The sequence below is a fragment of the Elusimicrobiota bacterium genome, assembly GCA_040757695.1.
Lineage (GTDB): Bacteria > Elusimicrobiota > UBA8919 > UBA8919 > UBA8919 > JBFLWK01.
This window is the reverse complement of sequence record JBFLWK010000017.1, coordinates 25,610-38,558: the sequence shown is the minus strand read 5'-3', so window position 1 is coordinate 38,558 and position 12,949 is coordinate 25,610. Positions and strand designations below refer to the sequence as shown.

The following is a 12,949-nucleotide window of genomic DNA, read 5'->3' as shown; positions in this document are numbered from 1 at the left end:
TTGACTTAACTATTCATAGGAATTGTTCAGGTTTCTTGTGCATCCCTGTTTTACAGGGTTATTCCATTTTTGTCAATGAACAATATGTTTCAACATTTATTAGCAAAAATTTGCCAAACTACAGTATTGTTATATTAGTTTCTGTTGAAAAACTAACAGAAACTATGATTACAGTGATTAAAGATAGATTACAGAGATTTGAATACCGTCGAACTTATCACTGTAATCGCTGTTCAAAATCGCTGGAATCAGTCTTTAAAGATGTAAAATTCTTCACAGGTCTTATAGTAGTTTTATTCATTGTATTACTGGTAAAGCCGTTGTTAGTTTTTTTTACATATATTATTCCTGGTTTTGCATTTTTTCGGTTCCCGCAGAGGTTATCAATAATTACAGTATTCTGTTTTGCAATTTTAACAGGGTATGGCTTGGATTTTTTAAGACGGTTCCAGTGGTATAGACAGAATTCTTACATCGCAATAATTATCCTATCTGTTGTTATTTTTGACCTTTTCAGATACGGATGGACACAACATTCTACAGTTGACTACGAGAAATGGAACACCCAGCCGAAAACTGTTAATTTTCTAAAATCCAAACAAACGGCACTGGATGATTACAGGATATGGTCGTTCAGAACGGATTATACATGGGCGGTAACAAATATTCTGTCAAAAGGAACAAAAGGTGACACCAATTTATTTCTTACTCATCGCGAAATACTTCAACCCAATACGAATTTGTGCTGGAAGATTCCAAGTGCCAATTTATATGGTGGGTTTGGGTTAAAACGATATAACCAACTGGTAAAACTGATAAATAGAAAATGTTCGTTAACCCCGCAATTTCCGGGTTCGGAAGTTATTATTCCAGAAGAAGTTATCAAAATATTAGGATTACTGAATGTAAAACATATTCTGGCTTTATGGAATTTAAAGAGTAATTTTTTAAGTGCTGAATTAGAGTTGCCTTTTATAAAAAATTTTGATAAAATAGAAGTTTACAGAAATCCGCTTTTTCTGCCAAGAGCATTTATCGTTTCAAAAGCAAGAGTGCTCTCGGATGAAAATTCTATACTATCTGCAATGTTTGAAAAACAATTTAATCCGCAACAGGAAATTATTTTAGAAAAACGGATAACGCACGGCTCTGAAAGAACCGATAGTTCAACCGCTAAAGTCCTGAAATACTCAGATAGAGAAATTATTATAGATGCAAACCTTACAGATAATGGATTTCTCGTTTTAACTGACACATATTATCCCGGCTGGAAAGCGTTTGTTGATGGAATAAAGACAGAAATTCTCTGTGCAAACTATATAATGCGTGCGGTCGCTATCGGCAAAGGGAATCACAGAATAAAATTTTATTACAGTCCTGTGTTGTTCAAGATTGGGTTTATATTAAGTATATTTACAGGACTGATTATTGTTTTCTGTTTTTTAATATATAGGAAAGTATAAAAATGCAACCACAGGTGAACACTGGTAAACACAGATGTCATTCCCGTGAAAACGGGAATCCAGAATAAACGATTATAGATTCCTGCTTCCGCAGGAATGACATTTCTGTGTGCTCTGTGGTTGTGCAGTTTCTTGAGATGAAAACTTTATTTATTATTATCCTGATTAGTATCGGTATAAATATCATTCTATTGAAAGCACCGTTTCTATATGATGACAGAGATATTATTATTAATAATAAAAAACTGCATAATATAAATAATATCGCAAAAATTTTCACTCGGGATTACTATAATGTAACACTTGAAGTTTCATTCAGACCAATAGTCAGCGGTTTCCATTTTATCAATTATTTTTTATGGGGTAAAAACCCGATTGGATACAGGGTGTTAGAACTAATAATCTATGCCGGTATTGTTATTCTTGTTTATCTTGTTGGCTTAAAAATTTTTAATAATCAGGTAACTGCGTTTATCGGCTCGCTACTGTTTGCAGTCCATCCTGTGCATAGCGATGCCATTGGCTGTATCACGCTTGGATATGGCGAACTTGTGAATACAGTTTTTATTTTACTTGCATTTTATTTTTATCTTGTATTATACGAAAAATTCAATTCTGATATAATTTTTCTATCTGTCTTATTCTTTGTGTTTGCACTTTTATCAAGAGAAACCGCGGTAGTATTTCCTGCTCTGGTGATGCTACATTTATTCTCAGAAAAAAGAGAAAAAAAATTCTACTATCTGTTCGCAGGTTATGTGATAATCGGTATTTTTTATCTTATTTTGAGGTTCACAACTTTCGGTTTCCAGGAGGCAAGTCAGGTCGGCTTTATAGGCGGTGGTTTCTATGCAAATTTTTTGAGTATGTCATATGTTTTTCTGCAGTATCTGTTATTACTTGTGTATCCTGTAAAACTATCAGTTGAATACCCGCCTGATGTAATTTTTACACTCATATCGCCAAAAGCAGTATTAGGCATAACATCTGTATTCTGTGCTGTGATATTTGTAGCATATCTGATAACACGGAAAAAATGGAGTTTGTTAATTGCTGCTGCCTGGATGTTTATACCACTGTTACCTGCGATGAATCTGGTGCCATTTCTGAAAAATAATCTGCTTTATGTCCGTTATCTATTTATACCTTCTATCGGTTTCTGCTGGCTTTTCGGAATGTTGTTTGTAAATTTCCGTAGACGGCAATTAAATGCCGTCTACATCGCAATAATAATTTTGTTTGGCATACGAACATTTGTTCGCAATTATGACTGGTGTGATGAAATCCGACTATGGAAAAAATATGTGGAATTGTATCCTGATTTTTCAAGAGCACATTTTGGTTTAGGCGGTGCCTATTACTATAAAGGACTGTTAGAAAACGCATCACAGGAATATCTGAAAATGATTTCGTTAGAACCTGATAGCTCTGAAGGATATTACAATCTGGGCTATATCAAAGAGAAAATGGGTGATATTAACAGTGCATTGCAGAACTACAAGAAGGCATTTCAAATAATAAAAAATTACCCGCAGAATATGCCACGAATCATGCCAATAGTCAAAAGTGTTTATTTAAGTTTAGCAAGAATCTACGAAAAACAAAATAATGAAAAAGAAGCAGCATTTTACTATAAACTGGCAGGTGAAGAAAACACATATTTAGCAAACAAGTATCATCAAGAAGCAAAGTCCTTAATGGAAAAAGGACAGTACGACCTAGCAATTAAAAAATTATTGAATGCAACAGAGATAAATCCTGACTTTACAACAGCATTTTCCAACCTTGGGTATCTGTATCTCAAGAAAAAAATGTATAACGAAAGCATTTTGTATTCTGATAAAGCGCTCCAACTTGATTCTGAATTTTATCCTGCATATTTCAATTTGGCAATGATACATGAAGAAATTGGCGAAAAAAAATTGGCAATAAAGTATTATGAAAAAGGTCTTGACGGTCAATCCAAAAATACAGAGGCAACTTTTCAGTTGGCAAAATTGTATCTTGCTCTAAAAAAATATCAAAAAGCAATTTTATACTTCTCAAAAGCCGTTGCGTTACAACCTGCAAAAATAGATACCTATAACTACCTTGCGATATGTTATCTAGATACCAAGCAGTTCCAGAAAGCAAAACAGACAATAGAAACCGCATTAAAAATAGCGCCTACAGATGAAATACTGAATAATAACTACAAAAAAATTAAAAATGTAATTAAAAAGGAACAGGAGAAATAAAAATGGAACCACAGATAAACGCAGATTACGTAGATTGCACGAAGTGTCATACCCGAAGGCCTGTCCTCGCAGGTAGTAAGCGGGGATAGTAGTCGGGTATCCAGAAAAGACTATGGATTCCCTATAGAAACACTCGGGAATGACACTCCTTAAGGAGGGAATAACGATGAAAAAAATTGGACTCTTACTGTTTACTGTTTACTACTTACTATTTACTACTGCCGCCTACGGACATATAGCGACGATGTTTTCTGATATTGTGCTTGAGTATGTGGAAATCGGCGAAAGTTATAACCTACGGACTTTACGAAATTGCCCGCTGATTGTAGAAAATAGAGGCGGCACAACTGATATAACAATAGAAGTACAAAAACCGCCAAAACTAGCTAAAGGATATGAAGAAATCCCGGATCTTTCCTGGATACAGGTAGTGCCTTCAAAATATCGGTTAGGCGCTGGCGAAAAAGGTTCATCTGATGTAATCATCAGTATTCCTAACGACCCTGCACTCCAGGGCAGACATTTTCAAGCAGAACTATCTATTATTGAAAAATCTATTGATATACCACCAGGCGCTACTTTTATAGTAGTCGGTGGAGTTAAATGCAAAATAAGATTTTCCGTCGGCAGTATAGGTCCTGAAGAACTGTTAAAAGAAAAGAAACGAAAAAAAATGATGACGCTCAATTTTGAATTAGACCCTGTAAATATCACAATAAAACAGCCGGTTGCTATCGGTAAAAAAATAAATTTAAGAAAAGAAGCGGGTGCGCGACTCACTCTGATAAACAGGTCAACAGAGCCAGTGCCATTGAATATGCTCGCTATCACCACAGGTAAAGATGGTGATTACGAACCCGGTGACCCGAAATTTTTAACAATCAAGCCAAAAAAACTGAAACTGAAAGGCGAGTCAATGAAAAAACTTGACCTGTATCTCAATATACCGGAAGGCGAACAATACAAAAATAAAAAATTTGTATTCTTGATACAGGCACAGGTACCTGCACAGGTACCTGTTGAGGTTTTTTCTAAACTGTTTGTAACAACCAAAGAATAAAAAATGGGCTGGAAATGGGTTGGAATCGGGCTAATAATAATATGCACTACGGTTATATATTATGCTTCTTTTCAGGCGCCTTTTATATTAGACGATAAGTCAAAAATCGTTAACAACCCGGATATAAAAAAACTGAATAATATCAAAACCAAACTCATTTATCCCTACCGTAATACCAACTATACCGAACGAAATGACCCTTCCCGACCTTTAGTATATTTAACCTTTACGCTGAATTATTTTTTTGGCAGATTGAACCCGTTTGGCTACCATTTGGTTAATTTTATTTTCCATATATTCAATGCGATATTACTTTTTTTACTTACAAAAAAAATAATGATATTTCTGTCATTGCGAGGTGAAACCGAAGCAATCCCAAAAACCGAGATTATTCGCTACGCTCAGAATGACAAGTTGGAATATAATCAATATTTCTTACCTTTTCTTGTAACATCTCTTTTTGCTATCCATCCTGTCAATACCAGCGCAGTATCATATATTTTTAGTCGTTCTGTTGGGCTATCAGTATTTTTTTATCTGCTGGCACTGTTATTTTTTATAGAACACCAGTCTCTTATCTCTTATCTCTTATCTCTTATCTGCTTCATACTGGCGCTTTTTTCAAGACAGGATGCTGTTACACTTCCAGCAATAATACTTGTGTTTGATTATATTTTTCTGAAAAGTCAAAATAGCCGAGCCACCGAGCATGAAACCCATGTAGCCGACGAGGTTGAAGCCCCTGGTAGCCGACCCTTCAGCCCTTTACGGGCTTCAGGGTCGGCAGGGGCTGAAACCTCGGCTACAAATGCGGCGGATGGACTGAAACCTCGGCTACAACGGCACTTTAGCATCGCCGGCTACCATATACCCTATTGGATTATACTTGTTTTATTCCTTTTATTCAGATACTTTTATTTTGGTAAATTAGGCGATTTAGAAGCACCTGCCCCTATAGATGCTTTTATCTATTTCATAAACCAGCCATATTCTATACTGCGATATATAGGGTTACTCATAATCCCCGCAGGAATTTGTTTAGACCGTGGCTCGCTGTGTCCTGTAACAACATTGCTTGACACCAGATTTGTAATGCCAGTAATAATTGTTATCGGGCTACTTTTGATTGCGGTAATGCTTTATCAGAATAAACAACCCGCATCAAAACTGATTTCGTTTGCTGTTTTATGGTTTTTTATAACACTCTCGCCAACTTCAAGCATTTTTCCGACTACAAGTGTTATGGTGGATAATCGGTTGTATATTTCCGGATTTGGGGTTTATCTAATTCTGGTTTATTTTTATCTTGGAATAATCAGGCGTCTGAAATATAAGTGGCTTCCGGTAGTTCCCGTTTTTTATTTTTTATTCCTTGGCATAATAACATACAAAAGAAATCAACTTTTTGCCAATCCTGTTCTGTTATGGCAGGATACTATTAAGAAATCACCGTATAATATCAGACCTTATAACAATCTTGGATTTCTGTATTACGAACAAAAAAAATATGTTCAAGCGATAAATATATTAAAACGGGCGATATTTTTGAAGCCAGACCATACAAAAGCACATAATAATCTTGGTATTGCGTATCTGGCTATAAAACAATATGAGAATGCAAAAAAAGAATTCCAGGAAATCATTAAACTGAACCCTGATAATTGGGAAGCACACTCCAATCTCGGCTTGTTATATTTTGAATTAAAGCAATACAAAGAATCTTTTAAGGAATACAAAAAAGCGATTTCGTTAAGTCCAATCTGTGCAGATACATATAATAATCTTGGTATTTTATATTTCACACTTGAAAAATATGAAGATGCAAAGAAACAATTCAAAAAAGCGATTGAAATAAATCCAGACCACTGGCAGGCACGCTCTAATCTTGCAAAATTGTATTCCCTACAAAAGAAAAAGCTCTGACAGGATTTACAAGATAAAGTCAAAATCAAGATAAACCACAGAGACACGGAGACACAGAAAAAAAATCAAGAAATTTAAGTTTTTATTCCGTGCCTCCTAAATTCCGTGCTTCTGTGGTAATTAAAATCCTGTTAATCCTGTCAAAAAACATAAACTGAACTTGTTCTGGTTATCTGCGGTAATCTGTGATATAAAAATAATATATTTTAGATAATCCCTAAAAATAAGGACTAACTGAAATGGATTTTTATAAGAATTCCTGACCTGTATGTTGCCAATAGATTATACGAACCTTCATATGTTTCTTTGGAGACAGCACTTTCTATTTACAGCATTATTCCGGAAGTTGCAGCCAATGTAACTTCGGTCACAACAAAACCAACCCGCACATTTAGGAATAAATACGGTTCTTTTTTTTAAAAATGTAGAAAGTGGACTTCAAAGGGAAGGTTTTTCTACAGTGATTTCGGTTGAAAAAAGAAACAATTTTTTTATTGCTGAACTGTATTTTAAAGAACTGAAATTTCTGGCGAATCAGGTGAGACCGTTTTTATTCAAGGAAGAAGAAGCAGAATTGGTTCTGAAAGCACCGCTTTTTGCCGAAAAATTTTTAGAAAGTTATTGAAATGAAACCACAGATGAACACAGATGAACACGGGTGAACAAAAATGGTAAAACATAAACAAAACTGTATAGTGTCTGTTCCGTGGTCTCTTACCTCAAAAAAAAAAAATTTCCAAAATCAAAAAAGTACTTGACAAAATGCACATTTTGTGTTATACTAATAGTGGAAGGAGGAAGTTCACTTTAACTTTAACTCCAAAAGGGTAAATATGGGTCATATTGGGATTGAAGTAGAAATCTCAAATATAGAAAAAGGCAGGGCAATGATAAGTATTCAAGGTAAAGAAGAACCACAACCAATATGGATTTCAGATATAATTGTTAAAGTTTTAATAGGAACAACAACATTGCAGATGCTTGGCTTTAAGGTTAATCCGATAACAGAAAAAATTGAAGAAACACAACTGATGTTATATTAAACTTTAACAAAAAGGGGGGTGATGAAAAAAGATAAATAGATGGAAAGGAGAGAAGTATTCGCGTTTATTCGGGTATTTAATTCGCGAGTATTCGCGTGATTCTAAAAAAAAGGAGGTGATAAAAAATGAGAAAACTACTTGGTTTATTGTTGGTTTTGGGGCTGACTGCAACTGCGGTATATGCAGCATCTAACCCGGGTACATGTAAATTGACAGTAACACCGACTGGTACCTACTCGGTATCTATTGGTACCGAAAACGCTACTCGTGACTTCGGTAGTGTAGCACTGGATGATTTTGATGATGTGCTTATCGGAACTGTCACTAATGATGGAACTCTGGGCTGTGATATGTGCGGCGCAGGAAGTAATGCGGATTCCGATGCGCCTGATGTTGACTGGACAATTGAAGCGAATGCTGCAGACCAGGGTACGGACCAGTACTCACTTCAGGTTGGTACCGGTACCAGTCTCACTGGCGCTGGATATCCAAATAACTGGACTGATATAGCCACTGAAACAGAAATTAACAATGCGACAACTATTACTGCTGGCAGTTCAGCATGCATGGTGGCAAAAATCCATCTACCGAATACATCAACATCGTCAGACCAGTTCACTATCACACTCAGCATCTGGGCAAGAGCAGTTGACTAAAAAAGGGACGGAGCAAATATTCTTGGTGGTGTAGGGCTTGCCGAGCCGAGGGCAAGCAACTACAAAAAATTGGTACAATGTGTAGTATCACGCCCTTGGCGTGATGGTATTAAAGTTCCTATATGCCGGGATAGTAACTTTGCTCCGATGGATGTAGTACAGGTCAAAAAGCCCCGTGGGGATGTCCACCGGAAAGGCAAATTCCAAACACCAAGCACCAAATTACAAACAAGTTTGGGAATTGGGATTTGAGATTTGGAATTTGTTGTTAATCCTTGCGGGGTGAACCGGTGGATTTGATCTGCCCATTAAAAAATTGTGTAATGTGTAAAGTGAAAAGTGTAATGAAAAATTCATCACACATCACACATTCCACATTCCACAAGAAGAAGGTGGGTAGGTTGAAGTCCATCTGTAAAGGCAGGTATAAGGTTAAAATTAAAGGTATAAATTAAAATAAAGTCCAAAAATTTTAACCTTTAACCTTTAACCTTTAACTTGCAGTTTCTGTTTGTTTTGCCTAGTCCTGGAACACGAATAGAGACACACGAATTAAAACACGAATAAACACGAATAAAAGTATTCGTGAACATTTGTGATAAAATTCGTGATTAGTTATTCGTGAATCAGGATCTGGTTAAGCAAATAAAATAAAAAAATTCTTCCCCCGAAGAGTAGTCACCAGTTTTAACTGGTGATGGAGGACTTCCGTGCCCGCCCGTTTTCTTTTCGGGCGAATAAATTCGCCCCTACTAATAAGTGTAAATAATCCACTTAATTGTGGTTTAGAATATAATAGCCCTATTTTTAATAAAATAAGGGTTTTTTATTTATATAAGAACGCAGATACACGCAGATTTTTAAATAAGATTACGCAGATTACGGGCTGGTACGGGAGTTCTCAAATCTTCGGGGGAAGAAATGATAACGCCTACCAGCCCTTTTCTTTTGAACTTAAGAACACAAGAACATATAAACTATTGAACGCAGTTATGAATTACCGGGCGGGTATGGATGTCCTTCAAACAATCTTCGGGGGAAGATTATTGTCGGCTCATATCCGCCCTTTTTCTATAACGCAGATTACGCAGATAACAAATACAGATTACACAGATTTAAGTGGGAACAAACGGGCGGGCACGGAAGATTCTTCGGGGGAAGTTCTTCTTATTGCCTGCCCTTTTGTTTCCATTTTCGCAACCGCAGATACACGCAGATTTTCGCAGATAACATCTGTGTCCATCTGTGTCTATCTGTGGTTTCTGTTTTTGCGGACGGGTGCGGAAGTCCTTACACTTCGGGGGAAGATGTTCGGCTCTGCCCCGTTCGCTTACAAAAAATTACCGGGCGGGCACGGAAGTCCAAAGATTCTTCGGGGGAAGATATTTGGTGCCTGCCTGCCCGGATTAGGAATTTTAGAAAATGGTTAAAATACTTAACCAGATATTAAAGTCAGCGACTAAGCGACTAAGCGACTCAGCGACTCAGCGACTTAGCCCGCTTTCTCGGGCGAACAAGTTAGCCATTACTATGTTGCTATGTTGCTATGTTGCTATGTCGCTATGTATCTGCCTCTATGCGGCTAATCCTGCGACGATGCAGATGACCTGCAGGCCGAATATGGGCCCACCAACACCTGTAAGCGACATTGCATCAGTAATGGGCGCTGGTGTAGGCGAAGTTGTCCTCACCTGGACGGTGCCTGGCGAGGACCCGCCACCGTGGTATGGTCAACTTCTAATGCCATGGCCGTATCATTTAAGATTTTCTACTAACTCATTAGCAACACTTGGAAATGACACAACTGCGTGGTGGAATCAGGCATCGGAATATCCGCAGGGGTGGTCTGAACAGGGCAAACCTGCTCCCGGCTATACGCGTTCCGAAACAATCACATTTACTTCCGATTATTATAATCAGGTTGTTTATCTCGCACTTCGGGTTGAAGACAGCGGGCATATAATGTCTGTTGAGTTCAATATCTCATCTGCAACTGTCAGAGGCGATACAGTTCCACCAGCGGCAATCTCTGACTTAACTGCGCTTGCGGGTGAATACGAAGACCAGATAAAATTACAATGGACAGCACCCGGTGATGATGGCACTACCGGTAACTTAACCGGTACTTTCAGAATAAGATATGCTCCACAGATTATAACAGCCGCTAATTTTGAAACAACCGGTACAGAAATAACTGTATCAACAAGTAGTGTTATACCGTGTTCTCAACAGTCATATCTTATTCAAGGATTACAATCAGATACAGCCTACTGGTTTGCTATAAAAACAGTAGATGACCAAACAAATACTGCTGTATGGAACTCATATCAGGATGTTTCGGGTGTAAATGTACGAGCTTCAACAGTTACTGTTGATAGTAAACAACCTGAATTTGTTAGTCTTTCAATAGGTCAGGTTGGATTCACTTCGGTTGAACTGAAATGGTTCGCTCCGTCAGAAAACGCACCGAGAACACCACAACTACCGTTTGATAATTTAACAAATGGTTATTACGATATCAGGTTCTCAACTTCAGGTAGCATACCGGATAATGTTGCCTGGAACTCAATACCTTCATCCAACCGCAGAGTTATTTCAACTACAACTGTCATAGGTGATGCACAGTCATATACTGTCACTGGCTTGAAAGACGATACTACATGGTGGTTCTGCCTGCGCTCAATAGACGATGCTGGTTTAATCTCAGCATATTCTAACTCTCCACAGGCATTCACATTGGATGCGACACCACCTGCACAGGTTAGCAATTTTGCCGCACAGCCACTCTATGCGCCTAACGGTAGAGAAATACAACTCACATGGACCAACCCGACTGATGCTGATTATCAGGGAACACTGATTGTATATTCTACTGGCACACCACCAACATTTACACCTGTTGCAGAAATTAATTATTCCACCGGTGGCTACATAATCTATAACGGCACAGGAACAAGTTATACCCATCCTAACCTGACATCAGGTGTGAATCACTACTATGCTGCATACAGTTATGATTTAAGACCGAACTATTCTACAGCAGCATCTACTTCCTGTATCGCACCGCCAGCTGCAGACCAGATACCACCGAGAGAGCCAAGAGGTATAAGAGTAGCGCTTTCAACCGACCGCAATTCTATAACAATCAGATGGACTGCGGTTACCAAATCAACCGACGGCACAACTTCATCTGACCTCAAGGAGTACACACTGTATCGTTCTACCGGGATAGATGCACCAGGAGACCCATTCACAATCCCAATAACTGTTACCTCTACAAACATTTATACAGGTGGACAAACATATTACTACTGGCTAACCTGCTGGGATTTATCAGAAAACGAATCACACCGGTCTGCAATGACTGACTCATATGCGAATATTTACTTCTGTAATGAAACCGCACCTAAGACCAATATCGCAATCCCACCAACAATCAACAGCATCATTTATAAAGAAAACAACTCGTTTGGTGATGATGTATATTTTGATATTGTTCGGCTGACTGACGACGAGAAAGGCAAGGTGTTAAGGGCATACACATTCCTGCCTAGAAAAGCCAGCAGCCAGGAAGTTGTTACAGGGCTGCTATTCTCCAGAGCGCTTGCGGATATAAAGATATCATATGAAGTTTCAGGTGGAATTGTTGGCGCACCTGCACACGCACCAATCACTGCGGATAAGGCAACCGATAATCTCGCACTATTCTGGTATAATGGTGTAGAATGGATAAAAGTCGGCGGTGAGGTGGATACTCAACAGCAGACGGTTTCTGTGAAGACCAAGAAAGGCGGTAAATATCAACTTCGTCAGTCGTTGCGGTCTCAAAAGTTTGCACTTACAAGTGTATATCCAAGAATATTCTCGCCTAACGGTGACGGCTGGAATGATGTTGTTAATTTTGTGTATGAAGGTAACGATACCGGTATTTCAGGCAAGGTGTATGATATCAACGGCGCATTCGTATCAGATATGATAAAAGGTGATACTGGCGATTCGTTAAGATGGGATGGTAAGAAAGATGGTAAAGCGGTGCCCTCAGGCATCTATATATATCAAATAGAAGCAGATGGGAAAGTGGTTAACGGAACTGTGGTGGTAGCGAAATAACGACAGCGATTAAGCGATTAAGTAAAAAAATGGTTAAAATACTCAACCAGATACTAAAAAAAGTGGTCAAGTGGCTAAGTGGTCAAGTGGTTAAGTGGCTAATAAACTTCAAGTTGTTAAGTGACTATGTGATTAAGTGGTTAGTTTCTACTAATCACTTAACCACTTATTCACTTGTTCACTCAAACACTGCCTTTTTGGGGGCGGGCACGGAAGTCCTTCGGGGGAAGAATTTCTTGTTGCCCGTTCCCTATACAATTTGCGGGTGGGCATGGAGGTTCTCGTTTTCTTCGGGGGAAGAACACAGACAGCCTGCCCATCCGCTTACAGATATACAAGATACGAGAACAAAGATACGAGCCTGAAGCAAAAACTCATATCTCATATCTCATATCTGTATTTACCGGGCGGGCACGGAAGTCCTTTCTTCGGGGGAAGAAAGAAATCGGCGTTTAAA

At 38.2% G+C, this 12,949-nt stretch carries 9 protein-coding genes; all 9 read left to right on the top strand.

Annotated features, from left to right (window positions below):
- On the top strand, nucleotides 1–1,463 hold a 1,463-nt coding region (locus AB1349_05015; protein MEW6556699.1), incomplete at its 5' end, for a YfhO family protein.
- A gap of 137 nt (nucleotides 1,464–1,600) precedes the next feature.
- Nucleotides 1,601–3,700 carry a tetratricopeptide repeat protein gene (locus AB1349_05010; GenBank protein MEW6556698.1) on the top strand — a complete coding sequence of 700 codons (2,100 nt, stop codon included), beginning with the start codon at nucleotides 1,601–1,603 and terminating at the stop codon, nucleotides 3,698–3,700.
- Nucleotides 3,701–3,866: 166 nt separating this feature from the next.
- On the top strand, nucleotides 3,867–4,760 hold the full coding sequence (locus AB1349_05005) for a hypothetical protein (protein ID MEW6556697.1): 894 nt from the start codon (nucleotides 3,867–3,869) through the stop codon (nucleotides 4,758–4,760).
- 3 nt (nucleotides 4,761–4,763) lie between these two features.
- Nucleotides 4,764–6,683: a tetratricopeptide repeat protein gene (locus AB1349_05000; protein ID MEW6556696.1), complete on the top strand. Its 1,920-nt coding sequence runs from the start codon at nucleotides 4,764–4,766 to the stop codon at nucleotides 6,681–6,683.
- A gap of 460 nt (nucleotides 6,684–7,143) precedes the next feature.
- Complete coding sequence (locus tag AB1349_04995; GenBank protein ID MEW6556695.1) at nucleotides 7,144–7,308, top strand: hypothetical protein; 165 nt, start codon at nucleotides 7,144–7,146, stop codon at nucleotides 7,306–7,308.
- Between the two features lie 208 nt (nucleotides 7,309–7,516).
- Nucleotides 7,517–7,726, top strand: coding sequence for an aspartyl protease (locus AB1349_04990; GenBank protein MEW6556694.1), 210 nt, complete (start codon nucleotides 7,517–7,519; stop codon nucleotides 7,724–7,726).
- Nucleotides 7,727–7,851: 125 nt separating this feature from the next.
- Nucleotides 7,852–8,382: a hypothetical protein gene (locus AB1349_04985; protein MEW6556693.1), complete on the top strand. Its 531-nt coding sequence runs from the start codon at nucleotides 7,852–7,854 to the stop codon at nucleotides 8,380–8,382.
- A 992-nt stretch (nucleotides 8,383–9,374) separates the two neighbouring features.
- Nucleotides 9,375–9,812, top strand: coding sequence for a hypothetical protein (locus AB1349_04980; protein MEW6556692.1), 438 nt, complete (start codon nucleotides 9,375–9,377; stop codon nucleotides 9,810–9,812).
- Entirely contained in the window at nucleotides 9,805–12,492 is a 2,688-nt protein-coding gene (locus AB1349_04975; protein ID MEW6556691.1) for a gliding motility-associated C-terminal domain-containing protein, read from the top strand. Before AB1349_04980 ends, AB1349_04975 begins: the two co-directional genes overlap by 8 nt.
- Nucleotides 12,493–12,949: the final 457 nt, after the last annotated feature.